Annotated in this window: 24 protein-coding genes; 2 read left to right on the top strand and 22 right to left on the bottom strand. The window is 27.3% G+C overall.

The genetic code is table 11. The annotated features are described in order from the left end of the window. Positions 1–146: 146 nt before the first annotated feature. The 20 genes from aroF to IC173_RS01865 all read right to left on the bottom strand — a co-directional run bounded on the left by aroF (position 147) and on the right by IC173_RS01865 (position 17,896). Positions 147–932 carry a 3-deoxy-7-phosphoheptulonate synthase gene (aroF, locus tag IC173_RS01960; protein ID WP_227855087.1) on the bottom strand — a complete coding sequence of 262 codons (786 nt, stop codon included), beginning with the start codon at positions 930–932 and terminating at the stop codon, positions 147–149. Next, entirely contained in the window at positions 913–1,419 is a 507-nt protein-coding gene (gene folK / locus IC173_RS01955) for a 2-amino-4-hydroxy-6-hydroxymethyldihydropteridine diphosphokinase (RefSeq protein WP_227432806.1), read from the bottom strand. The genes aroF and folK overlap by 20 nt, the downstream gene beginning before the upstream one ends. Then, positions 1,412–1,777, bottom strand: a complete 366-nt coding sequence (gene folB, locus IC173_RS01950; protein WP_227432804.1) for a dihydroneopterin aldolase — start codon at positions 1,775–1,777, stop codon at positions 1,412–1,414. The genes folK and folB overlap by 8 nt, the downstream gene beginning before the upstream one ends. 10 nt (positions 1,778–1,787) lie before the next feature. Then, complete coding sequence (gene folP, locus IC173_RS01945) at positions 1,788–2,579, bottom strand: dihydropteroate synthase (RefSeq protein ID WP_227432802.1); 792 nt, start codon at positions 2,577–2,579, stop codon at positions 1,788–1,790. 66 nt (positions 2,580–2,645) lie between these two features. Then, positions 2,646–3,218 carry a GTP cyclohydrolase I FolE gene (gene folE, locus IC173_RS01940; RefSeq protein WP_003429416.1) on the bottom strand — a complete coding sequence of 191 codons (573 nt, stop codon included), beginning with the start codon at positions 3,216–3,218 and terminating at the stop codon, positions 2,646–2,648. A gap of 25 nt (positions 3,219–3,243) precedes the next feature. Further along, positions 3,244–3,945: a hypothetical protein gene (locus IC173_RS01935; protein ID WP_227432800.1), complete on the bottom strand. Its 702-nt coding sequence runs from the start codon at positions 3,943–3,945 to the stop codon at positions 3,244–3,246. A 36-nt stretch (positions 3,946–3,981) separates the two neighbouring features. Continuing rightward, positions 3,982–4,722 carry an aminotransferase class IV gene (locus IC173_RS01930; protein WP_227432799.1) on the bottom strand — a complete coding sequence of 247 codons (741 nt, stop codon included), beginning with the start codon at positions 4,720–4,722 and terminating at the stop codon, positions 3,982–3,984. After that, positions 4,712–6,061, bottom strand: coding sequence for an aminodeoxychorismate synthase component I (gene pabB, locus IC173_RS01925; protein ID WP_227432797.1), 1,350 nt, complete (start codon positions 6,059–6,061; stop codon positions 4,712–4,714). Before pabB ends, IC173_RS01930 begins: the two co-directional genes overlap by 11 nt. A gap of 1 nt (position 6,062) precedes the next feature. Then, positions 6,063–6,647: an anthranilate synthase component II gene (locus IC173_RS01920; protein ID WP_227432795.1), complete on the bottom strand. Its 585-nt coding sequence runs from the start codon at positions 6,645–6,647 to the stop codon at positions 6,063–6,065. A 24-nt stretch (positions 6,648–6,671) separates the two neighbouring features. Then, a complete protein-coding gene (locus IC173_RS01915; RefSeq protein WP_227834603.1) occupies positions 6,672–7,391 on the bottom strand; it encodes a polysaccharide deacetylase family protein in 720 nt (239 codons plus the stop codon). A gap of 27 nt (positions 7,392–7,418) precedes the next feature. Continuing rightward, positions 7,419–8,483, bottom strand: a complete 1,065-nt coding sequence (locus IC173_RS01910) for a CAP domain-containing protein (protein WP_227432791.1) — start codon at positions 8,481–8,483, stop codon at positions 7,419–7,421. 159 nt (positions 8,484–8,642) lie between these two features. After that, a complete protein-coding gene (locus IC173_RS01905; protein ID WP_227432790.1) occupies positions 8,643–9,452 on the bottom strand; it encodes an MORN repeat-containing protein in 810 nt (269 codons plus the stop codon). A gap of 245 nt (positions 9,453–9,697) precedes the next feature. Further along, the gene (locus tag IC173_RS01900) at positions 9,698–10,564 is read right to left on the bottom strand and encodes a YitT family protein (protein WP_227432788.1); all 867 of its coding nucleotides are present in this window, start codon (positions 10,562–10,564) and stop codon (positions 9,698–9,700) included. Positions 10,565–11,075: 511 nt separating this feature from the next. Next, the gene (locus IC173_RS01895) at positions 11,076–11,765 is read right to left on the bottom strand and encodes an LrgB family protein (RefSeq protein WP_227432787.1); all 690 of its coding nucleotides are present in this window, start codon (positions 11,763–11,765) and stop codon (positions 11,076–11,078) included. Then, on the bottom strand, positions 11,758–12,129 hold the full coding sequence (locus IC173_RS01890) for a CidA/LrgA family protein (protein WP_227432786.1): 372 nt from the start codon (positions 12,127–12,129) through the stop codon (positions 11,758–11,760). Before IC173_RS01890 ends, IC173_RS01895 begins: the two co-directional genes overlap by 8 nt. Positions 12,130–12,309: 180 nt before the next feature. Continuing rightward, entirely contained in the window at positions 12,310–13,710 is a 1,401-nt protein-coding gene (locus IC173_RS01885; RefSeq protein ID WP_227855086.1) for a tetratricopeptide repeat protein, read from the bottom strand. Positions 13,711–13,840: 130 nt separating this feature from the next. Further along, a complete protein-coding gene (locus tag IC173_RS01880; protein ID WP_227432784.1) occupies positions 13,841–14,434 on the bottom strand; it encodes a GAF domain-containing protein in 594 nt (197 codons plus the stop codon). 64 nt (positions 14,435–14,498) lie between these two features. Further along, positions 14,499–15,968 carry a VanW family protein gene (locus tag IC173_RS01875; protein ID WP_227432783.1) on the bottom strand — a complete coding sequence of 490 codons (1,470 nt, stop codon included), beginning with the start codon at positions 15,966–15,968 and terminating at the stop codon, positions 14,499–14,501. Positions 15,969–16,091: 123 nt separating this feature from the next. After that, positions 16,092–17,483 carry a UbiD family decarboxylase gene (locus IC173_RS01870; protein ID WP_227855085.1) on the bottom strand — a complete coding sequence of 464 codons (1,392 nt, stop codon included), beginning with the start codon at positions 17,481–17,483 and terminating at the stop codon, positions 16,092–16,094. A gap of 164 nt (positions 17,484–17,647) precedes the next feature. Then, positions 17,648–17,896: a hypothetical protein gene (locus IC173_RS01865; RefSeq protein ID WP_255612780.1), complete on the bottom strand. Its 249-nt coding sequence runs from the start codon at positions 17,894–17,896 to the stop codon at positions 17,648–17,650. A 264-nt stretch (positions 17,897–18,160) separates the two neighbouring features. On the opposite strand from IC173_RS01865, the gene IC173_RS01860 reads away from it, so the two are divergent. Beyond that, positions 18,161–20,284 carry a peroxiredoxin gene (locus IC173_RS01860; RefSeq protein WP_227432778.1) on the top strand — a complete coding sequence of 708 codons (2,124 nt, stop codon included), beginning with the start codon at positions 18,161–18,163 and terminating at the stop codon, positions 20,282–20,284. Positions 20,285–20,468: 184 nt separating this feature from the next. Here the strand turns inward: IC173_RS01860 and IC173_RS01855 are convergent, their stop codons facing one another. Together IC173_RS01855 and IC173_RS01850 are read right to left on the bottom strand one after the other, a co-directional pair. Beyond that, the gene (locus IC173_RS01855) at positions 20,469–21,068 is read right to left on the bottom strand and encodes a viroplasmin family protein (RefSeq protein WP_227432776.1); all 600 of its coding nucleotides are present in this window, start codon (positions 21,066–21,068) and stop codon (positions 20,469–20,471) included. A 24-nt stretch (positions 21,069–21,092) separates the two neighbouring features. Next, positions 21,093–24,203, bottom strand: coding sequence for a helicase C-terminal domain-containing protein (locus IC173_RS01850; RefSeq protein ID WP_227855084.1), 3,111 nt, complete (start codon positions 24,201–24,203; stop codon positions 21,093–21,095). A gap of 224 nt (positions 24,204–24,427) precedes the next feature. Here IC173_RS01850 and pdaA point away from each other — a divergent pair, with 224 nt between their 5' ends. Then, on the top strand, positions 24,428–25,252 hold the full coding sequence (pdaA, locus tag IC173_RS01845; RefSeq protein WP_227432773.1) for a delta-lactam-biosynthetic de-N-acetylase: 825 nt from the start codon (positions 24,428–24,430) through the stop codon (positions 25,250–25,252). The last annotated feature ends 73 nt before the right edge of the window (positions 25,253–25,325 follow it).

Genomic DNA, 25,325 nt, shown 5'->3' with positions numbered 1-25,325 from the left:
ATCAAAAAATTTTTATTTTTTATGTTAATTACATCAATATTAGATTTTTATTTATGTCAAATAATCTAACTATTAAATTATATATCTATTATCTTATAAATTTACATCAAAACTATCACGAATAAAAAAGAGGCTCTTGCCTCTTTTTAATAAACACTAATTGATTTCATCAAATCTTCAAATTCATCAAAGCAGAGAGATTGAATCCCATCTGATAGAGCATTTTCTGGGTCTGGATGAACTTCTACCATTATTCCATCTGCTCCACATGCAAGTGATGCCATTGACATAGGTTTTACTAAATATCTAACTCCAGTAGCATGACTTGGGTCTACTACAACAGGAAGTCCCGTTTCTTTTTGAATAATCGGTACAGCCGCTAAGTCTAATGTATTTCTAGTATAATCATTGTATGTTCTTATACCTCTCTCACACATTATAATGTTACTATTTCCTTCTATTGCTATATATTCTGCTGCACCTATCCATTCAGTAATTGTTGATGCGATTCCTCTTTTTAACATAACAGGCTTATTTTGTTTTCCGATTTCACTTAAAAGAGTAAAGTTTTGCATATTTCTTGAGCCAATTTGAATTATATCACTGATACTATATAATTCATCCATATCTCTTATATCCATAAGTTCTGTAATAACAGCTATCCCAACCTCTTCTTTAACTGCTTTTAATATTTCAAGACCTTCTTTTTTTAATCCCTGAAATGAGTTTGGTGATGTTCTTGGCTTATATGCTCCTCCTCTTAAAATATTTGCACCATGAGTTTTTACAAATTTAGCAGTCTTTAAAAGTTGCTCATAACTTTCTATTGCACATGGCCCAGCTATTACAAGTTTATCTTCTTTTACAGTTATTTCTTTATTATTTGTATTTATCACTATCTTTGAATTATCATTAAATAGGTTTTTTCTCATAACCTACAAGCTCCTTTACTTCTTCTATTTCTTTAGCAGATAGGAGATTTAAATATTCTTTTATTGATTTTTTATTTATTAAAAGTTCCTCATTCAAATCCATAAGTGGTATCAAAACAAAAGCTCTATCTTGAATCCTTGGATGTGGTATTAGTAATCTTTCATCAGTTGAAACTACATCATTAAAAAATAGTATATCTACATCAATAGTTCTTGGACCCCAATGTACTATTCTCTCTCTATGCAATTCTTCTTCTATTTTTTGACAATATTCTAACAACTCATAAGGTTCAAACTCTGTTTCTATCTCTACACACATATTTAGAAAATCTGCTTGTTCTGTATATCCCCATGGCTTTGTTTCATATAATTTTGATTCTTTTACTTCATATATAGAATCACTATCTCTCAAAAGTTCGCATGCTTTTGATAAATTATCAAATCTATTGCCCATATTCGTCCCTATTCCCAAATAAGCCTTATTCATCTCTTGTTCTCCTTATCTCAACACCAAAGTAGTCATAAATTCCATTTACAGGAGCTTCTGGCTTTCTAACTCTAACCATAACTCCATTTACAAGGTTAAATTTATTTAAGACTTCTTCAGCAATGTTCTCTGCCAAAGCCTCCAAAAGATTAAATTGTTTATTTTCTGTAATATCCTTAACAACACTATAAACTTCAGCATAGTTTACAGATTTATTTATATCATCACTAAGTCCTGCTTCTCTTGAATCAACATAAAGTTCCATGTCGACAAAAAATTTCTGACCTAGAAAATTTTCTTCTTTAAGCACACCATGATATCCATAGAATCCTAGATTACTAAGTAATATTTTATCCATTATACTACACCTACTTTCTATATATTGCATCAGTCATTTTAGCTGCCATTAAATTTTCATAAACATCATGCACCCTAACTATATCTACACCATCTCTTATTCCAAGTACAGTAGTAGCTATTGTTCCTTCCAATCTCTTTTTAGGTTCAACTGGAAGTACTTTTCCTATTACTGATTTTCGAGATGTTCCAAGTAAAATAGGATAGTCTAATTCTTTCAATTCATTTAATCTTCTTAATACTTCTATATTTTGCTCAAATGTCTTCCCAAACCCTATCCCTGGATCAAGAACTATTTTTTCTTTTTTTACACCACAGTCTATTGCCATTTTTATGCTCTCTTTAAAGAAGTCCTTTATTGACTCCATTATATCTTTGTCATAGTTTGTCCCATCTTGATTATGCATTATACATACTTCTGCATCATATTTTCCTACTACAGAAGCCATATTCTTATCTCTTCTAAGCCCCCAAACATCATTTACCATAGTGACACCTAATTTTAGAGCTTCTTCTGCAACATCTGCCTTGTAAGTATCTATTGATATTGGTATATCTAATTCTTTTTTAAGTTTTTTTATCACAGGGATTACTCTTCTTAGTTCTTCCTCTGAATCTACATATCTATGACCTGGACGTGTAGATTCACCACCTAAGTCAATTATATCAGCACCTTGTTCAACCATTTCTTTTGCATGTTTTATTGCTATGTCTAAATTACTAAAGTCTCCTCCATCAGAAAAACTATCTGGAGTTACATTTAATATACCCATTATATAAGTTCTTTTACCATAATCAAACACAGTTAATGACACTCCCTTAAATTAAAATTTATATCTTATCAAACGATTTTTATCTACAATAATTTACTACTTCATAGTAATTAAACTCATAGCCTCAGCTCTTGATGCAATATCTTTTTCAAATATACCTCTAACTGCTGATGTAACAGTTTTTGAACCAGGCTTTTTTACACCTCTCATTGTCATACACATATGTTCAGCTTCCACTACTACTAAAACACCATATGGCTGTAGCTCTTCCATTATTATGTCTGCTGCATTTTTAGTAATTCTTTCTTGTAATTGAGGTCTTTTTGCTAATGTGTCTATTACTCTAGCAAGCTTAGAAAGCCCTGTAAGTCTTCCACCTTTTGGTAAATAAGCGATATGTGCCTTTCCAAAAAAAGGAACCAAATGATGCTCACAGCATGAATAAAATGGAATATCTTTTACTAGTACTAGTTCTTCATGCTTTTCATCTGCAAAAAGAACTTTTAAGTGGTCTCTTGGTTCTTCACTAAGACCAGAGAATATCTCTTCATACATTCTAGCAACTCTATTTGGAGTCTCTATTAGACCTTCTCTATCTGGGTCTTCACCAATTGCTTCTAATATTTCTCTTACTGCATGTTGTATTTTTTCTTTATCTACTTTATTCATTTAAACTCCCCCCATTGACTCGTGACTAGAAGATTAATTTTATAATCTTTTTTGTCTCAATTTCTTTAAAAATATAATTATAAACATCTAAAAGTTTTTGATAGTCATAACTTTCACTTACCTTTGATACTAGGTTAAAAAGTTCCTTATTTTCTTTTTTCAAAACTTTTAGCAATTTTTTATCTTTTGGTACCCATTTATCATTTATATTAAAGTACCCAATTATTATATCTTTTAAATATAAATTCGTCAAAAAATGATATTCAAAAACATCAAATTTTTCTTTATTTTTCAACTTTGATATTTTTGTTTCAATATCTTGTTTTAAAAAAGACTTTTCTTCTAAAGACAATTTGCTAGGACCTTTTAAGTAAATATCTCTGCTCATATCTTTTATAGTATTGGATATATTCTCCATATCAAATAGTACTTTAGCATCCTTCATCTCTTTCACAAAGAAGTACTCTCTATCTGACAATAATTTTTTTACACCATCTTTTGAAAAATAATTTATATCAAATTCTATTCCCTTTTGTTCAAACAGTACTCGCTCTTGTTTTTCCCCTTCTTTTACAAAAACGAATACATCAATATCATTAACTTCTACATTATAAAAACTAAAATCTACATCTTTACTAGAACCCACTAGAAATACTGCTAATGTATTTGGATTGTCTATTATTTTTTTAATATTTTCACTATATACTTTATAAGTATGACTTGCCATCTCTTATCTCCAATAAATTGTTAATATTTTAATTTATTACAAACACTCTATTATTTTATTAAAAATAATATTTTCTTTGCCAAATTCTGTCTTGTCAATTTCTGTAACTTTCATTGCTCCCATAAGACTATTTGTGACAAAAACAAAATCAAAACTACTAATTTCTGATATGTTAATTTCATTTTCCATCAACTCTATATGTAATTCGTCACAAATCTTTATAATCCTTTTTTTTATTGTTCCATTTAAAATTGGTAATTTACTACTGGGTGTATATACTTTACTTCCTCTTATAAAGAATATATTACTCATAGAACATTCTAAAATCACACCATCTGAATTTATAAATATACCATCATTGTATCCATTCTTATTTGCAATATTTTTAGTATATATATTTTCAAAATAATTAGTAGTCTTATGTCTATAAATTAGGCTATCTCCCCTAACTATAGGAGATATAGTCAATTTAAAACCTTTATTATATGCTTCTTTATTATATGGAATTTCTCTAATAGATATATTGTAACCTTCATCAAAAACGGTAATCCTAAGTGCTTTATTAATAATATTTTCTTTTTTTATGTATTTAATAATTTCATCTATTAGAAATCGCTTTTCATAATTTATATTCAAATCCAAACATGTTATCGAATTGAGCATCCTATCTATATGTGTATTTAAATCTATAGCTATACCATCTTTAACTTTAATAGTCTCAAATAACCCAATTCCAAATTTACTCAAGCTACTATTAAAGCTTAAATTATTCTTCATAATATCCCCTCAAGGCTTTCATTATAGATTTTGCTTTATCTAGTGTTTCTTGGTATTCTTCATCTGGGTCAGAATCCCAAGTCATGCCTCCTCCAACTTGGAAGTATACTTTTTTGTCTTTTTTTATTATAGTTCTAATTGCTATATTAAAATCCATATCACCATTAAAACCTATATATCCAATTGAACCAGTATATACATTTCTCTGTGTTGGTTCCAGTTCATCTATGATTTCCATTGCTCTAATTTTAGGTGCTCCTGTTATAGAACCACCTGGAAAAGTTGCTTTTATTATATCAGTAGCATCCTTATCATCTTTTAGTTCACCTACAACTGTTGAAACCAGATGATTTACATTTGCATAAGGTTCAATTACAAACAACTCTGGAACTTTGACACTTCCAGTTTTGGATATTCTACCAATATCATTTCTTTCTAAATCCACTATCATAAGTAACTCTGCTCTATCTTTTTCGCTATTTTTAAGCTCCTCTTGAAGCTTTAAATCTTCTTCCTTATTTTTACCTCTTGGTCGAGTGCCTTTTATTGGTCTTGCTTCTATTTTTTTATCAATACATCTTATAAATCTCTCTGGAGAATTTGATAAGATATGTGCTTCTTCAAAATTTAAAAATGCTCCAAATGGTGCTGGACTAAATCTTCTTAAATCTCTATATAACTCAAAACTTGTCAATTCTGTTTCCCCACTAAACCTTTGTGTCAAATTAGCTTGATATATGTCACCTTGTCTTATGTACTCTCTAACATTTCCAACTGCATTTTTAAATTCTTCCTTTGTAAAGTTAGATTTAAGTTGAATAGGTTTTACATCTTTTTCCTGATAGCATATACTATCTATTCCTTTTTTCTCTCCTGTTAATATTTTTTCTTCTATATCAGCTATTATTTTTTCTTCTACTTTTATATCTATATCTGGAGTGGCTATGTAAGTTTTTCCCTTCAAATGGTCTATTACTATAACATGGTTATAAAATCCAAAATACATATCAGGCATCTCAATATCATCTATAGCAGTTCTAGGTAATTTTTCTATATAATTTCCCAAATCATAAGACAAATATCCTACAGCTCCACCTATAAACGGTAAGTCAGTTTTATTTACAACTTTATATTTATCTAATTCTTTTTTCAAATTTTCTAATGGATTTTCATCAGTATTTTTATATCTTAACACTTTAAATGGCTGGCTACTTATAAAAGAATATCTTCCTAACTTTTCTTTGTCCATAGCACTATCTAATATAAAACTATCATTTTCATTTCTAAAAATAGTAAATATCTCAAAAGAATTTAATTTAGTTTTTATTTCTCTTATCATTTTATCTATGTATCCTTTCCCTAGCTTCTTTTATAAAGTTTTTCAGCATTTCATGACCATACTCTGATAAAATAGCTTCTGGATGAAATTGTACTCCTTCTATTAAATACTTCTTATGTCTAATTCCCATTATTTCACCTTTACTTGTTGTTGCTGTAACTTCAAGTTCATCTGGAACTGTATCAGAATCAATTATAAGCGAATGATACCTAGTAACATTTAAAGGATTTTTAAGACTACTAAAAACTCCCTTATTACTATGGTTTATACTGTATACTTTTCCATGAACAGGTTGTTGTGCTTTTATTATGTTACCACCAAAAACATGTCCAATAGTTTGGTGACCTAAACAAATTCCTAGTATAGGCTTCTTATCTTTGAAATATTCAACAATATCTATACAAACCCCAGCTTCTTTTGGAGAACATGGACCTGGAGATAACACAATTATCTCTGGATTTAGTTCTTCAATATCTCTTAATGTTATTTCATTATTTCTTTTTACTATAACTGTTTCCCCCAATTCTTCTATGTATTGTACTAAGTTATACACAAAAGAATCATAATTGTCTATCATGAGAATCATACTATAAATCTCCCCCCAAAAAAATTATTTAATTAATTCAGAAACTGTAACAAACTTAAAACCTTTTTCTATCATCTTTGGAATAAATATATCCAAAGCTTTGACTGTATCATCAGTTGCATAGTCATGTAAAAGTATTATATCTCCATTTTGTACTTTATTAATTATTTTATCTGCGATACTATTAGCTCCAGGATTTTTCCAATCCCTCACATCTACACCTGTCCATAAAACTACTTTGTAATTATGCTTTTTTGCAATTTCTACTAAATCCTTTTCTCTGTAACTCCCAAATGGTGGTCTAAATAATGTAGGTTTCTTTCCAGTAACTTTCTTTAAAATTTCTTCACACTTAACAATCTCCTCTTCAATTTGACTAGAAGTTAAATTGCTTATATCAGGATGATTAAAAGTATGATTTCCTATTTCATGCCCTTCTTTACTTGCTCTTACCAGTGGTTCTTTATACCACTGTGCATGTTTTCCAGCTATAAAAAATGTAGCCTTTACATTATAATTCTTTAACACATCTAAAACTTGATCAGTTTCTTTAGGATGAGGTCCATCATCAAAGGTAATTGCTATTAGTTTCTTTTCCCTTGAACCATGTTTAATTAAAATATTTTCATTCGTTTCCATCATTAAAGCAGAAACTTTACTAAAATTGGCTATTAGTATTATTCCACAAAACAAGACTACTGCTATTAAACTCTTAAATATTGTCTTTTTTTTCCCTGGTGTCATTTTTAAACTTCCTTTCAAATATTTTAGTTATTTATAAAAATTTTGAGTGTAGTACGTTTTATAACTTCCTCCAAATATTACTCCAACTCCAATATTATTATAATTCCCCAAAATATTTTTTCTATGTCCTTCTGAATTCATCCAAGCTTCATGTGCATATATTGCATTAATCTGTCCTGCTGCTATGTTTTCTCCTGCTGAAGTATATATTATTCCTTCTCTTTTCATTCTATCAAAAGGAGTTTCATCTTTTTTGTTTATATGGTCAAAAAAATTATTATCTCTCATATCTTCACTGTGTTTTCTTGAACTTAAAGTGGCTTGCTCACTGTATCTTAGTGAATTCAATCCTCTTTGATTTCTAACACTATTTACAAGGTCTATAATTTCAAATTCAAAGCATTTTTTAAGTTCTTCTTTATCAGTTGGATATAATTCTTTGAACTCATCTTCTGTACTTTTATCAATTATTAAATATGAACAAACTCTATTTTTTTCATGAATATCGTAGAAAATTGTAATATATTTACCTTCCTTATTTATTATATCATATTGATTTTCTGAATTTATTATATATCTAGTATTTCCTTTTTTCTTATATTTTAATGGAGTAATCTTGTTTCTTACTGTTTGTCTATCTTGATTTATTTTTATATCTTGATTTTCACATGAGTTCATAGAGTTACTGTAAAGTGCAACTACCTCATCATTTTCAACACCAACCATTGCAAAATCTTTTCCATATTGATTATATACATACCAGTCAAATCCATATTCACTAGTATCAATTCTACCAGGCTTTCCAATATTAGCTAAAACTTGATTTAAGTTTTCTCCTAAATTTAGTTTTTCAAAATTTTTTATATTAGTCTCGTTTAAATTATTCTCTCCATTATTATTTAGTTGTGAGCTTTGATTTTTCTCATCTTCCTTTTTCTTTGAATTATCACTTAAGTTTATTTTATCTAAAAACTCATTCCATATTTCGCTTTGAAAAAATTTTTCCTTCAAATCATCTACTTCTCTCAATAATTCAGGACTATAAAATAAAACAATAAGTATTACTAATACTAAAGCAATTAATTTTTTCAATATATTCCTCCTTTAAAAAGCTTCACTAAAAATTTCTAATATATACATTATCATGTATTAATACTGATAATATATACTAATTAAATCCTATTAACATCTCTTTATATGTTTTTTATTTAATAAGTATTATAAAAAAGCTTTACCTATTAATAGATAAAGCTACAATCTTAATGAAAATATTTCATCTAAAGTTCTATCAAAGATAGATGGCTTATCAAATTTCCAAGTTCCTTCATAAACTAATTCATTATTTAGATAAAAAGTACCTTGACCATGTTTTTTACCATGCATAAACTCTCCTACATACTTCTTTCCTTTTGACCATATGTAAGTTCCTTTTCCATGAATCAAATTATTTTTCCATTCTCCTTCATAAAGTATTTCTCCTTCACTATTATAACAAATACCATATCCCTCCATCTTTCCACCTTTAAATTCTCCTGCATATATACATCCATCATTCCATTTATAAATACCTTTTCCATCTTTTTTGCCATTCTTCCAAGTTCCAATATATTCATCTTTACTGTTATAGAGCATATTCCCAATGCCATTCATCATGTCTTCCTCAAAATAACCTATATACTCATTACCGTTTGAAAATACAAAATTTCCTTTTCCATTTTTTTTATCTTGTTTAAATTCTCCTATGTACTCCATATCAGTTCCTTCATCAACAAAAAAAGTATATGAACCTTGACCTTCCATCTTTCCTTCTAAAAACTTTCCTACATATACATCTCCATTAGAAAATTTATATATTTTGTTTTTTGGCTTTTTTGTATCGACATCATCTATATCACGAATTGTTTTTCCTTCTAATTCCAAGACTTCACTTTCTGATGCAAAATCACCCTTTTTTAAAACACGTTTTTTCATATTTTTTATGCTCTTAATCTCTTTATTTACTTCATTTATATATTTTAAATAATTATCATACAAATCAACATATTCTTTAGATAAATTCATAATGCCATTCCTCCAACGTTATTCATAGATATTTTATTAAATCTATTAAATTTATTATATCCTAATACTGGTCATGTTTTCTACACATTGAGTAATTTTTTCAATTTTAATTTTAAAATAACCTCTTTTAAAGTGATACACAAATAGTAAATAAACCATATTTATTATATTTTTAAATAAAAGAAGCTGAGGACTATAATATATAAATTTACATATTACAAACCCTCAGCTTATATTTTTATAGTTTATAAGTCTTTTGCTTTAAATCCTCTTCCTTTTACCTCTGTAACATCATTTACAGATATAAATGCTTTTTTATCATATTTTAAAGCTATATCCTTTATCTTTGGTATCTCACTTGATGCAACTATTGTATATATAATCTTCTTTTTTTGATGAGTGTATGCACCCTCTGCATCCAAGAAAGTTACACCTCTAACTAAACTTCTCATTATGTCTTCTGCTATCAAATCGACTTCAGTTGACATTACCATAACAGATTTTTGATAATTCATTGCATCTTTAATAAAAGTCATTGAATATGCATTTAGAAATAATCCTATGAGAGTATATAATGCTAAATCTAAACCAAATAAAAAGCTTCCTGTAAGTACTATCAAACCATTTATTGCTAAAGCAGTATCTTTCATTTCTATATTTTTCTTAATTTTTAGTATTGCAGCTATAATGTCTGTACCACCTTGAGAAGACCTAGTTCTAAATACAATACCAACTCCTAAACCAGATAATATACCTCCATACACACTTTGAAGTAATATATCATTGATAGGTATGATATTACTTACTTCCTGAGTTGCACCTAATAATAATGAAAATACAATCATATTTAATAAACTTGAAATACAAAATTCTTTTTCTAGGTATATAAAACCTAAAATAAATATTGGAATATTGATTAAAAATGTTAATAGACCCACATTGATATTTGTCAAATAGTTTATAGATGTTGCTATACCTGTAGCACCTCCACTTAATAGATGTGCTGGTCTTAAGAACCCATTTATTCCTATAGATGTCATCAACATCCCCAGTAGCATTGTTGAATATCTTAAAGCTGGATGTTTTTGTAGGGTATTCTTAACTTCACTCATTTCTTTCTCCCTTCAATTCTTATAAATCTTTAGAATTTTAAAAACTTACTTTTATATATATTATTACTGATGTAATAGATAATATTTCAAGCAAATTTTTTCATAGAGTTTCTTGAACTGTCATCTATTACATCATCTATTATAGTATCTTTTATATATATGTCTAGTGCATTTTTTTATATTCCAAAATTTCAAAGTACTTAAATTCTCTCATTTATGCTCCAAATTAAAATTCTTCTAGCACAATATGATACTATATATTATGCAACTTGCAATATAGTAAATTTATAGTATTTTTTCTTAAATATTTATTTTTATAGTATTTTAGTAAACTTAACCATATAATTCTTTATTCATAATTAAGTTTTAAATGAAATTTTTATTTTTATAATTTCAGTACATGATTTTTTTATTTCATTATTTGCAATTTTTTCATTCAGTTTTTACTTTAAAATTTTTTTATTTTATTTTGTTTTAAGTATTCAAAGACGCCTATTGTTACTTTATATTTTTACATAAAATTCATTATAATTGGGATTAATATTACTGTAATCGTACCAGAAACCCCAATAGAAACTCCACTCATTGCTCCTTCTACTTCTCCAAGTTCAAAAGCTTTAGTTGTTCCCAGAGCATGTGCTGATGTCCCAAGTGCAATTCCTTTAGCAACTGGATGATTTATATTTCCAAGTTTAAATACAGTAGAAGCAACCATCCCACCAAAAATACCTGTAAAAATTATAGCTACTACTGTTATTGACTCTACACCATTTAAAGAATTTGCTAAAGATATTCCCATTGGTGTTGTTATAGATTTTGGAATAAGAGAGTTTATTATACTTACATCTGAATTAGCTATTTTACCAATTATTAATACAGATGCAAAAGAAATTATTATACCACAACCTATTCCTATAACAATCTCAAGCATATGCTTTTTAAATAATTCAAACTGTTTATAAAGTGGAACTGCAAGCACTACTGTAACAGGTCCTAAAAAGAAATTTATGCTATCTGCTCCTATCTTGTAATTTTCATAAGGAATTTTTGTTATGCTTAGAAATAATATGATTCCTACAATAGCAATTAACATAGGGTTACATATAGGATTATTTGTTTTTCGCTGAATGTATCTCCCTAAATTAAAAAACACGATTGTTACTATTATACCAAATACTGGTGTTTGTAATACATTATACATTCTTTTGTCCTTCTTCCTTCTTTTTTATCATTTTTTCCACTATAATTCCAGTGGTGTACATTACTACTAATGTACTTAGACATATAACTAGTAAAAGTACTAATACATTTTCTTTTATTAGGTCTAGTGATTTTATAAGAGACACTCCCGCTGGTATAAAAAATACAGCCATATTATCAAGGAAAAATCCACTTATATTTTCTATACTGCTTAAATCCAACACTTTAAATTGTAGCAATAGGAATAATAATAGCATGCCAACTATACTCCCAGGAATAAGTATAACACTTTGTATAAATGAGCTTATATACTCTCCTATTACCCATATACATAAAATTATTACTAATTGATTGAAAACTTTCATTTTCCACCTCCAAAAACTAAAGAGATTGTTTCAAACCATATATTTGTAGTCTTATAAACAAGCAAATATCTTTCTTCAAATAGAAAGTTATGATTTAATACAATCTCTCTTTAAATTTATTTTTATTTTAATTTAATAAAATACATACTTGGTTGTTTCAAAAAACTTAATTATATAAATCTATTTTTTGCTTAAAATTTCTTTTATTTTTGAATTGTTATACATACTATCTGGAACTTCACTTCTTAAACTATAAAAAGTTTTTTTTGCATTTTCTAAATCTCCATTATCATAATATAGCATGCCTAACTCATAGTATGAATCATCATAGTACTGGTCATTTTTAGTATACGTATTTATATACTTCTTATAATACTTTATAGCTTCATCCTTATTTTTCAATGCTTTATTTGTTATTGCTAATTGATATATTGATTCAGAAATGTATTTTTTAGTTTTTCCTGAGGAAACTATACTTTTGAAACTATCTATCGCTTTTTCATACTCTTTATTTTTCTTTAAATCTAAAGCCTTATAGTATAAGTCTTCCTCATTAGCTACAGTGATTTCTTTTTCTGGTTCTTTATTTTTAGCTTCATCTAACTCTTTATTTGTTTTTTCTAATTCTTTATTTGTTTCACCCAGTTTTTTATCAGTTTCAGTTAACTTCTCATCTTTCTTACTTATCTGATTATTCAAGGTTTCTATTCTCTTTTTACTTTGAATAAAATATACACCCATTGCAATTACAATACAAGCAAATATAATATATGGTAAGCTATTTTTCTTCTTCTTTTTAACTCGTTTTTCCTCTTCTTTTTTACTTGTATCTTCTGGTTTCTCTTCTTCTTTTTCAAATACTGGATTATCTTTATCTATCTCTTTGAGTCTATCCAAATATCCTTCTCTCTTTTTTACATTACCTAGTTTATCATACAATAAAGATAGGATTACATATGGTTCTATTAGTTGTGGTTCTTCCTCTACTATATTCTCCAAAATATGTATTGACTCATAATTCATTTCTTCATTTATAAACCTTATAGAATGATTGTATCTGCCTAAAAATGTTTTGAAATCTTCAGATGAAATTAAATTAACATATTTTCTTGATATATGATTATTTTCATAACATAGAGCAGTATAAAAACTTTCAAATGATTTAGCAAAATCGCATTTTAATAACTTTAGAAGCCCTCTAAGATTTAATATATCAATATCTTTAGGATTTATTTCTAAAGCTTTATTTACCATATTAACAGCACTAGTTATATAGTCTTTATACGCTAAGTCCAATGCATTATTGTACCTTTTATATGATTCTAATTTTAACTCCTTTGATGTTGTATCTGACTTTGACTTCAAAGCTCCTTGTAAATTTAAAAGAGTCTCTTCTTTATAATTAGTAGTCACATAGCTTTGTTTTAATGCTTTTAGTGTCTCATCACCATCTTCTTCTTCTATGTTAAAAAAAGTTAAATCGCTTTTATTTTCTTCTATCAAAGATATATCTAAAATTTTTCTAGGCATGTTTTCTATATCTTGTTTTATATCTTTTACTAAAATAATAATCACCTCCACTTCAAAATATATATTTAAGATAACATATTTAATATGTCAAGTCAAAACTATACATTTTTTGCCATTATTCTCACAATAAAAAAGGTAATCCAATTCTTTTTATGAAAAGGTTACCTTTTTTACAATATTACTAACTTTTAATGTTGAATTTTTTTACTTTTCTATAAAGAGTAGCTATACCTATATTCAATGCTTCTGCTACTTTTTTCATTCCTTCTGTATTACTGCCATATTTTTTGATAGCATTTTCTATAGCTTCTCTTTCAAGGTCATCCATAGTCTTAACCTCTTGTTTGTATAGTTCATCCAATTTAAAAGATATTAAATCAGACATACTCCTTACAAAAGCAGTTAATTCCTTATCTTTTGAAAGTATCTTTTCTTTTTGCTCTTCATTAAATGCAGCTATACCCAATATTCCAAGTATATGTTCTCCCATTTTAACAGGAGTACAGATATCTGCTAACTCTTTACAGTTTTCTCTATTTGCACACTTATTACAGTTCTCTTCTATTTCCTTATTTATAACATAGGATTTTCCATCTTTTAAAACAAGAGAATACACAGATTTCTCTGATATTGTTTCTCCTATTTTACCTCTGAATATTCCTGTTCCTGCTATCCTAGTCAAATCTTTTGTAACTAAAGTAACATCTACATCTAACACATTAGAAATATTCTCGCAAATACTTTGAACGTAATTAGTTATATTATTTAAATTCAAAGTAATCCCTCCTATTTAGATTTATATTTTTTAATACTCTACATAAATCCTATTCTTGAGAACTTTAAGCTTGTGGTTGTGGTTGTGTCTCACTAGGTTTATTATCAGTTGGTGGTGTTTCTGGTTTTGGTTTATTATCTGTATTTTGATTATTTGTATTTTGATTATCTTTATTTTCATCTGTCTTTGGCTTTTCTTCTGGTTTTGGTTCCATAGTTCCAACTAATATAATACCTTCCTTCTTAGGATAATATGAATTAGCTATTTTTTCAGTTTTAATTTTCTTGCCATTTGCATCATTAAATGTTCTATATGTTGATACAGAGTATGCATTTCTTCCACTCTTATCTACTTTTTCTTTTCCTTTAGGCATTGAAGAATCATTGACCCTCTTCATTGTAGTTTGTGAAACTCCATCTAATTTTGTTGATATTGTTATATTTTGTTTATCCTCTGCACTTCCATATATATTGCAAACAATTTGATTTCCTGAAACATAATTTTTTATGTAAATTGGATGCTTAAGATTGTTTTTAAATAAGAAATCTATTCCGCTGTCTGCAACAGTGGCATCCCTTCCTTTTGGAACATAACTTGATGGTATAGTATGATTTTTTACATTAGTAATTTCTAAGCCTGCATATAAAACAGAATTATATAGAGTTGATGAAACTTGACAAACTCCTCCACCATAATCCTCTTCCATTTCTCCCTCTACTATAACAGGAGCACTTTTGTAGCCATTCGCTTTGCTTCTTTTTCCTGTATGTTCATTAAACGAAAAAGTTTCTCCTGGCATAAGTAAAATATTACTTATACTATCTGTTGCTAATTTTATATTTATACTTCTATTTACCTGAGAAGTTTTAAATGTTGTTGCATATTTACCTAAATTTGTGTCTATATTAGCAAGTTGCTCTTTTTTTATTTTTGCTGAAGTAGCTTTTACCACTAACTTATTTGTATACTTTCCTTTTTTAATCTGACTGTCAAAACTATTCATACTCTTAGAAATATCCATTTTAAGGCCATCAGAATCTGGTACAACCTTTACCTTATCACTACTTATATCAATTGTTGCATCTTTTACCTCTACATCTATTTCTTTAGCTATTTTTTCCATTTCTGTTTTTAACTTATTTTTATCATAATTTGTTACTACTACTAAATTACTCTTTTTACCAAAATTTGCTGAAATAGTTTTTGATAGGTTGCTAAAGAAACCATTCTTTCTATTTAAATTATATGCATTTTCTACAGTTTTATCCAAATCAGCAGATAAATTTAGGTCTTGACTTTTAACTTTCCAACTTCTATCGTTGTAATTAAATTCAACATTATCTAAATTGTATTTTTTAGCTAATTCCTGCTTAGCCTGAGATTTAGTTAATCCTCCAACACTTATGCTATTAACATATGTGTTTTTTGCTATTTTCTCCCCTTTAAACTGCATACACATTATACCTACAAATATTACTAATAATAATGCTACAGCTCCAATAGCTATAACTAGCTTTTTGTTCACATTAATCATCCCTTACTTCTCCTTACAATAAAATTATTTATATACACCTACTATTATATTACTACATAATGTGCCTTAAAAACCCAAAAACTTTTTAATTATATAATAATTTAACATTATCAATATAAATAACTAATATTCACTCAATCCTTTTTCTGATATAGAATATATTTTTTCATTGTATATGTTGATAGCATAAACTTCTTTTCCTCTAAATAAACCTTTGTTTACTACAGCATAATAATAAATATTTTTTTGTTTTCCAAATAATTCTTCTAAACTTTTTTTACTTTTTACATATTTATCAGCTTTTTCTATATCCAATATATCAACCTTTTTGTATTTATTTTCTTTTTCATCAAGAGTATTAGTCAACACAAATTTAGCTTTATCTTTAGTAATACCAAATTGATAGCTTCCATCTTCTAATATTCTAAAATATCCTTCTCCATAGTCCACCTTATAATCTTTTTTACCATCTTTATATGAATATAAATCTTTAGTTTTTGCACTTATTAAAACTTCATTTATTAATTTATCATACTCATATACCTCAGCATAATAGTATTTATCGTTTTTTACCATTTGTGGAAGTGAGTTTATAGATAGATTTGCCTTTTCTTTCCCACTTTTTTTAGAGATTATATTTATAATGTCATCAGATGTTAAAGTATACAATGATAAATTCTTTTTATATTTCTTCTCTAAACTTTGTACCTTTTCATCGTCTGAATAGTCTTCTTTTAGATAGTCTATATACTGTAATGCTTTCTCATAATCACCAGAAGTGTTTGCTTCTTCTGCTTTACTTATATAGTAATCATACATTTCTTCAACACATTGTTTTTTAGCGCTTTGAGCTAGGTTGTAATATTTTTCGTCTTCTTTTAATACTTTATTATATTTTTCAATAGCATCATAATATTTATATACTTTTTGGTCTTTTACTGCAGAGTCATAAACATCTCTGGATTCTTTAATTGTTTCTACATTTTGCTTGTATACATCTAAGTTGCTACCTATACCATTTAAAATTGAAATAGTATTTATGTAAGAAATTGCCACATTGTAAGTAATATTTTCTTCTTTATACATTTCTCCAACTCTATTAGCTTGAGTTATTAAATCATCTACATTTATATTTATTTTATCTAATGATTTTACTGTATTTATTAATCCAATAAAACTTTCTTGACTTATATCTCCATCTAAATATTTGTCACCACTATTTAATAATAATTTATTTATTTTTTTAGAAATGGATTTATTAAACCTTTCCATTTTTGAATCAGAAAACTTTTTATCTACACTTGCATAGTAATCCACAGCAATAGAGTATTGTCTTTTCTCTACAATTTTTAACAACTCATTTGCTTCATTTCCTACACTAAATTCATTACTACTTAAGAAAAATACTATGATTAAAACAAGTATGCCTAATGCTGATAATGAAACTGCTACTATAGATTTTCTTTTTTCATCAATAAAATCTACAGTTTTTTCAAATAAATCTCTAAAATTCATTATAGTTCCCTCTCTATTTAGCAATATTTATATTTATGATAAACTAAATTTCTTATTGGTTATTATATCATAATTCCTGAAAAAAAATAAAAACACAAGTTAAATCGTGTTTTTATTTTACCTACCAATCATTATTTTATACATAAATATTTCCTTTACATAAATTATGATATCTTTCTTTTTATATCCCTAGAATGACTTTTTTGTTTTTTATTAGCACTGACATTTTTCATTCTTGTTGTATGTATAGTTTTGTTAGCAAATATTTTTCTAGCATTGCATAAAACAACTCCTGTAGTCAAGCATACTGTAAGCACACTCGCCATTAAAAAGTAATAATCCAATCCTACATGTACTCCCATAACTGAATTTATTAATACTAATGCAAAAGTCATTGCAAAACATATCATCATGGAGATAACTAAAATTCTTAGAATTTTTTTCAATCCAATCACCTCGTATAATCACTAATATTGACACTACCCCTTATCCATTACTATACCAAATTAGTAAAAAAATAGCAATTATTATTGTCATTTATATTACGAAAATATTAAATATTTTTAATAAATATCTTTTTTTGACATTAGTATTCCTTCATTTTTATAAAATAGTAACACTAATCTGTGCTAATTAATAGAATGAAATAAATGATAATTTATTGAGGGGTGATTTACATGCCAAATTTGCCAAGTTTAGGATCCAAGGCTCCTGATTTTAAAGCCAATACAACAGATGGCCCTATTAGACTGTCTGATTACAAAGGTAATTGGGTTGTTTTATTTTCACATCCTGGTGATTTTACACCAGTTTGTACTACTGAATTTTTATGCTTTGCTAAATATTATGATGAATTTAAGAAAAGAAATACAGAATTAATCGGCCTAAGTGTTGATAGCAATAGCTCTCATTTAGCTTGGATGTACAATATGTTTTTACTTACAGGTGTAGAAATCCCATTCCCTATCATAGAAGATAGAGATATGAGAATTGCCAAATTATATGGCATGATATCAAAACCAATGAGTGATACATCTACTATCCGTTCTGTATTTATTATAGATAATAATCAAATATTAAGAACTATTCTTTATTATCCATTGACTACAGGAAGAAATATACCAGAAATACTTAGAATAGTAGATGCTCTTCAAACTAGTGATAGAGATAATGTAGTTACTCCTGCAAACTGGTTCCCTGGAATGCCTGTTATCTTGCCATATCCTAAAAACTATAAAGAGTTAAAAAATAGAGTAAATAGTTGTAATAAAAAGTATTCATGTATGGATTGGTACTTATGTTTTGTGCCAGATAATTACACAGATGAAGAATATACTAAAAATATTGATGATACTTACAGTTGTAAAAAAGAACATACTAAAAATATTGAAAATGATTACGAACAAGAAAATATTAAGTGTATAAACAAATCTCATGACCACAAACAAGAATACAATAAGGATGTTAAAGATAGTTGTGATTGCGAACAAAAACATACTAAAAATACTAACAAAATTCATAACTCCAAACAGGATAAACTTAAAGATAAATCCTGTGATGAAATAAAATACAAATACGATAAATGTAGTAAAGAGGATAATAGCTATGATAAATGCGATAAAGAAGATAATAGCTATGAGGATTTCTATAAACAAAATTATAAAAACTATGATTATACAAGTGAAAAAAATTCTAAAAAAATAGCTATGAAAACATTAAAAGACTCAAAGAAGTTAGTTAGACCACAAATAAATGACCCATATAATCCAATAGTTGAAAATATAAATTGTCCAGATATAAATCCTATTGTAATGGAATATGTTCTTGGTAATCCAACTAATGTAGATGCTCAGTTATTAGATGCAGTTATTTTTGCATTTGCTGAAATAGACCAATATGGTAATTTATTTATTCCTTATCCTAGATTCCTAAACCAATTGCTTGCGCTTAAAGCTGAAAAGCCTAGCTTAAAAGTAATTGTAGCCATTGGTGGTTGGGGAGCTGAAGGATTCTCCGATGCAGCTTTAACGCCTACATCCAGATATAACTTTGCAAGACAAGTCAATCAAATGATAAATGAATATGCTTTAGATGGAGTTGATATAGACTGGGAATATCCTGGAAGTAGTGCAGCTGGTATAAAATCGAGACCTCAAGATAGAGAAAATTTCACACTTTTACTAACAGCTATAAGAGACGTTATAGGAGATGAGAAATGGCTTAGCGTAGCTGGAACAGGGGATATGGGATATATAAACTCAAGTGCTGAAATAGATAAAATAGCTCCAATAATAGATTATTTTAATCTTATGAGTTATGATTTCACAGCAGGTGAAACAGGGCCAAATGGCAGAAAACATCAGGCAAACCTTTTTGACTCAGACTTATCCTTACCAGGATATAGTGTTGATGCAATGGTTAGAAACCTTGAAAATGCTGGAATGCCTTCTGAAAAAATCCTTCTTGGCCTTCCATTTTATGGAAGATTAGGTGCCACTATAACAAGAACTTATGATGAACTTAGAAAAGATTATATAAATAAAAATGGATATGAATATAGATTTGATAGAGTTGCTCAGGTTCCATATTTAGTTAAAGATGGAGAATTTGCAATGTCATATGATGATTCATTATCTATATTCTTAAAAACTCAATATGTGCTTAGAAACTGTTTAGGTGGTGTATTCTCTTGGACATCAACTTATGACCAGGCAAATATATTAGCTAGAACTATGTCTATTGGTATAAATGACCCTGAATTGTTAAAAGAAGAACTTGAAGGTCTTTATGGTCAATTCTAATTAGACATAATATAAAATTTTATACTTTTGCCATATAAAAAAGCAGATTGCATTATATTAAATGAGTTTTACTTAATTGATAATAATATCAATTATTTTGAAATCAGAAACTTATCTTATTATAATACAATTCTGCTTTTTTGGTTATAAGTCAATGTTTTTTTAATAGCATGCTAATTCCTAATTATATACCAATAGCTTTTTTGGCTAACTTATCAGCTTCTTCATTGTATTTATTTCCAGAATGCGCTTTAACTTTCATAAATCTGACATTTAACTCCGTTTTGATACTATCATAAAAGTTTTTATATGCTATAGTTCCTTCTTTATTTGTTTTCCAAACTCCAGTGCACCACTTTTCAATACCTTCATAGTCAAAATATAAAATCAGGTTTTGAATATTATTATCAATACAGTACTGCATTGCAATTTTAGAAGCTTCTATCTCACCCGCCACATTTCTCATACCTACTAAAGTTTGCTCTTTTCCATTTTTACTATAAGTTTTTATAACTTCATTCTTCTTTAGAATTACAACACCTGAACCATACATCTTTATTGAATGCTCATAACTACCATCAACATATGCTTCTATAAATTCTTCATCTTCTTTAAATGTTGGTTTTGTTGCTCCATAAACATACTCTTTTGCTTCCTGTGATGTAGTAAAACTCTTGTATTCAGCTCCTGAAAATCCATTTACTTGTTTTTTACACTCATCCCATGTCTCATATATTCCAATTTTTTTGCCCTTTTTTACAGCATAAAACTTTTGTTTTGCCAAATATATCACTCCCACCATTAGTTTTTATGTTTCTCTCATAAATATATCTAGATTTATTAGATAATTTTTATCGAAATACTTTACTCTCATATCTTTGTTTTCAATATCTATATGATATACTTCTCCTTTTACAGCTCTTTGCCTTATATTTTCATTGATATCTTTTTTTATAGTATTTTTATCAACTTCATCATGTTCTATTTTAGTATTGACCTGTAATGCTTTTATAGTATCAAATATAACAGATTTTAGTATTAGGCTTCTAGATTTATTTAAGTGTTTTTTTGCATAAGTATAAAAATCGTTACTATTCATCTTTAAAATTTTACAACCATGCAAATCTTGCTCTAGTCTTTTTAATATGCTTATATTAGTGCCAACATCAAAAATCACAAAGCATCCATAATCATATTTACTTCTTAAAAGTCTTCCCATAGCTTGCTTTACTTTTATAGTCATCTGGGGATAATTTATACTGTAATAATCTATATTATACTTCTTCATTATAGTATAATACAAAGGGTCTTTAGGGTTTAAATTAGGAAGCTTGTCCAAAGTTACACATACCAAACCATCGCCTGGAATGTCTACACCTTCAAAACATCCTTTTGAGCCAAGTACTACACACTTTCTATTTAAATCATTAAGATGTCTAACACCTTTTTTATTAGCATAAATTTCTAAATTTAAACCATGCAAATATTTTTTTAATATATCATAAGTTTTTTCTTGTCTATTTTTACTATTAAAAAGAGCTAACATATGCCCTTCTGTAATGCATGATATATTCGATATAATTTTACTTATTTCATTTGGAAATTCAGCATTTTTATACTCACAAATATCAGAAAACGCTACTACAGAAACCATATTCTTATAATCAAAAATTGGTTCTATAATTTTTTCTATATTCTTAACCCTATCTATTCCCAATGTAGTTTTAAAATAAGACATATTTTGAGATAAACTTAAGGTTGCTGATAAAAATATTCCTTTCTCTAGCTGAGATAAAATATTTTCTTCAAATAAATCTGCTATTTTTAATGGAACTACTCTAAATTCAAAATCATTATAATTCTTTTCAATTTCAACTATTCTTGCATAATCATCATTCTCATCATACTCCAAGAAAATTTCAAAAACAATTTTTATATCCTCTAAGTCTCTTGTCTTTGCTTTTCCAAACTTGTATATATCTGTTTCTTTATCTATACTATCATCATCAATATTCCTATAAATTACAATTATTATTGAAACTAAATTTTTTATTATTTTTTCACAACTTAGCTTTATCTTTTCACTATACAATCTATAGCTAACTTCAGTATCTATATCATCTTTTTTTATTTTTCCTGCAATTTCATCTATTTGTAAATTTAATTCCCACCTTAAGTTATAATTGCTTACATTACCATATTCACTACAATTGCCAAATGCTAATATTGAATCTATTTCTTCAATAATAAGATTTATACTCCTAGCAATCTTTTGTTTATCTTTTCTTTCAATTTTTAATATATGATAGAATTTATCAAAAGCCTTTATTTTCTTCATGTTTGTATTAGTTTTTTTATACATAAAACTACTATCTTGTATAAATTCATAAGGATAAATTTCTTGCAATAAGTATCTTAAAGACTTTGAATTTATGATACTTGAAAAAAAATCATATCCTTTTTCAGTTAAATTGTGAGCCTCATCTACTATTATATTTTCTAAAGGCTTTTCATCTTTATATGGCCATTTAGCCAGTAAAGAGTGGTTTATTACTGTTATATGTTCATCTTTTAACTCTTCTGTCCTATTTTTATATAGACAATCTTTTTTACATTTTTTAGGTTTACACATGTTTGGGTCACAACTTATATTTCTTAAGTGAGTATTTATTTCCTTGAAGTTATCCAACACCCAATAATTTATTTCTTCTATATCTCCATATTTACCACCTTCAACTAATCTTTCTAAAAATATTAAAGATAATATTTCTTCTTTAGTAGGTTCTTGAGACTCATAATCTGCTATATATGCTTCTAATCTATCTATACATATATAGTTGTTTTTTCCCTTTATATATCCATAACTTACTTTACCATTTAACCCTAAAGAATTTAACACATTTGGAATATCTTTATTTATCAATTGTATCTGCAATTCTTTTGTATCAGTAGAAATTAGCAATCTTTTTTTATTAATTCTAGCTTCTAATATAGCTGGCAATAAGTATCCAACACTTTTTCCTATCCCTGTTGGCGCCTCTATGCACGCAATTTTTTCGTCATCTTCATTATTTCTAAACAATTCTCGTATTGCCTTAGTAAGCTCATACTGACCTGGTCTATATTCATATGTAAATCCCTCTTTACTCTCCCATATATGCTTATATTTTAATAATTCTTCATATTTCTTTTCTTGCTCACGTAAAATTTTTAAAGTTTCTTTTTCTTTTATATTTTCTTCTTTTGGATTAAACTCCTCATGTTCTTTTATAATACTTACATCATGAGATAAATCATAGTTTGCTTCTTCTAAAAATTTACTCCATTCCCATTTTCCAAGATTAAACTTATTTAGATATGAATTTATTTTAAAACTTAATGGCTCTAAATTAGTTTTCTCATGGTTATTAAATCTTATTAAAAGAGAATTTACAATATTTATAGTATCAATAGCATCTGATAAAGCTCTATTCTTGGTCTCAGATTTATCACTAGTTAAAATACTTTTTAAATACACCAAACTATAATCCTTATGATATGGCTCTAAAATAATTGCCAACTCAATTGAATCAATAAATTTATTTTTTAGCTTTGGCATATAGTACTCAAAAAACTTTATTTTAAAACTTAAATCATGACATATAATCAGACTATCTCCTACAAAATTTCTTAACTCCTCTTCTACCATTTTTAGATTAAAAGCATCTTCTAAATCAATTTTTTTAAGATTATCACATAGAGAGAATACTTCTATAGGTACTTCAGCTTTATTTTTTATTAACGATTGATATGTCTCAGCTTTCCAATCTTTAATTTTAACAGCTCCAACTTCTAAAATTTCTGAATTTAAATAGTCTATTCCACTAACTTCTATATCTAAAAAAACAACATCATTCAATATACTTATTATATTATTCATTTTTTTATCCCTTCAAGTTAAACCAATTTCACTTCTACACAATAATTGCTCCTTATATTTTATCATTTATAATGTATTTTGTTTAAGATAATTAATGTTATTTTATATATCTTAAAAGAAACTTCTTTAATTTATTATTTGTATATATGAATATTTTTAACTATAAATATTCAAACTATATTATAAGAAAGATTTACTTGAAATTTTAAATAAGAGGTGACATTGTGAAAAAAGATAGCCTGAAAAAATACATTATGATAGGAGCATTCGCTTTAATACTTTTTGGAATTGCTAGTATGAACTTTAAATCCCTAGATAAAACAAAAACTCAAATTTCTAGTCCAACACTTGATACACATGAATATGATTGGTATTTTAATCCTAGAGAGGATGGCAAACAACCATCCCCTATAAAAGAAGCCAATTTTTTTAAGAAATATGATTCATATTATGTAGGAAACCCTAATGAAAAAGTTATATACTTATCATTTGATGCTGGATATGAAAGTGGGAACACTCCAAAGTTGTTAGATACACTAAAAAAACACAATGCAAAGGCACAATTTTTCGTAGTTGAGAGTTATATAAAAAGTAATCCAGATTTAATAAAACGTATGGAAAAAGAAGGTCATTTGGTTTGTAATCACTCAAAAAGTCATCCATCAATGGCTGGAATTACAGATTTTGAAAAATTCAAAGAAGAAATTACAAGTGTAGAAAAAGCATATAAAGATGTTACTGGAAAAGAAATGCCTAAATATTTTAGACCACCAATGGGTAAATTTAGTGAACAATCTCTAAAATATACACAAGACTTGGGTTATAAATCTATATTTTGGAGTTTTGCTTATGTAGATTGGTATGAAAAGAAACAACCTACTCATGAGTTTGCTAAAAACAAAATTTACTCTAGAACACATCCTGGTGCAATAGTTTTATTACATCCAAATTCTTCAACTAATACTGAGATATTGGATGAAGTACTTACACATTGGGAAAAAGAAGGTTACAAACTTAAAACACTTGACTATTTAAGCAGTAAAAAATAACATTTTAATTAAAATAAAACTCCCTCATGAATTATAGTAAAAATAAATCTATTTATAAATACTTTAATTCTTG

This window comes from Clostridioides sp. ES-S-0048-02, assembly GCF_020658495.1.
GTDB lineage: Bacteria > Bacillota > Clostridia > Peptostreptococcales > Peptostreptococcaceae > Clostridioides.
Note: the sequence above shows the minus strand (reverse complement) of the source record. Positions and strands in the feature narration are given on the sequence as shown.

Coding starts and splice junctions, on each gene's coding strand:
- aroF (WP_227855087.1), bottom strand. CDS start 932: ATGAGAAAAAACCTATTTAATGATAATTCAAAGATAGTGATAAATACA.
- folK (WP_227432806.1), bottom strand. CDS start 1,419: ATGAATAAGGCTTATTTGGGAATAGGGACGAATATGGGCAATAGATTT.
- folB (WP_227432804.1), bottom strand. CDS start 1,777: ATGGATAAAATATTACTTAGTAATCTAGGATTCTATGGATATCATGGT.
- folE (WP_003429416.1), bottom strand. CDS start 3,218: ATGAATAAAGTAGATAAAGAAAAAATACAACATGCAGTAAGAGAAATA.
- IC173_RS01935 (WP_227432800.1), bottom strand. CDS start 3,945: ATGGCAAGTCATACTTATAAAGTATATAGTGAAAATATTAAAAAAATA.
- IC173_RS01930 (WP_227432799.1), bottom strand. CDS start 4,722: ATGAAGAATAATTTAAGCTTTAATAGTAGCTTGAGTAAATTTGGAATT.
- pabB (WP_227432797.1), bottom strand. CDS start 6,061: ATGATAAGAGAAATAAAAACTAAATTAAATTCTTTTGAGATATTTACT.
- IC173_RS01920 (WP_227432795.1), bottom strand. CDS start 6,647: ATGATTCTCATGATAGACAATTATGATTCTTTTGTGTATAACTTAGTA.
- IC173_RS01915 (WP_227834603.1), bottom strand. CDS start 7,391: ATGACACCAGGGAAAAAAAAGACAATATTTAAGAGTTTAATAGCAGTA.
- IC173_RS01905 (WP_227432790.1), bottom strand. CDS start 9,452: ATGAATTTATCTAAAGAATATGTTGATTTGTATGATAATTATTTAAAA.
- IC173_RS01900 (WP_227432788.1), bottom strand. CDS start 10,564: ATGAGTGAAGTTAAGAATACCCTACAAAAACATCCAGCTTTAAGATAT.
- IC173_RS01895 (WP_227432787.1), bottom strand. CDS start 11,765: ATGTATAATGTATTACAAACACCAGTATTTGGTATAATAGTAACAATC.
- IC173_RS01890 (WP_227432786.1), bottom strand. CDS start 12,129: ATGAAAGTTTTCAATCAATTAGTAATAATTTTATGTATATGGGTAATA.
- IC173_RS01875 (WP_227432783.1), bottom strand. CDS start 15,968: ATGATTAATGTGAACAAAAAGCTAGTTATAGCTATTGGAGCTGTAGCA.
- IC173_RS01870 (WP_227855085.1), bottom strand. CDS start 17,483: ATGAATTTTAGAGATTTATTTGAAAAAACTGTAGATTTTATTGATGAA.
- IC173_RS01865 (WP_255612780.1), bottom strand. CDS start 17,896: ATGATGATATGTTTTGCAATGACTTTTGCATTAGTATTAATAAATTCA.
- IC173_RS01860 (WP_227432778.1), top strand. CDS start 18,161: ATGCCAAATTTGCCAAGTTTAGGATCCAAGGCTCCTGATTTTAAAGCC.
- IC173_RS01850 (WP_227855084.1), bottom strand. CDS start 24,203: ATGAATAATATAATAAGTATATTGAATGATGTTGTTTTTTTAGATATA.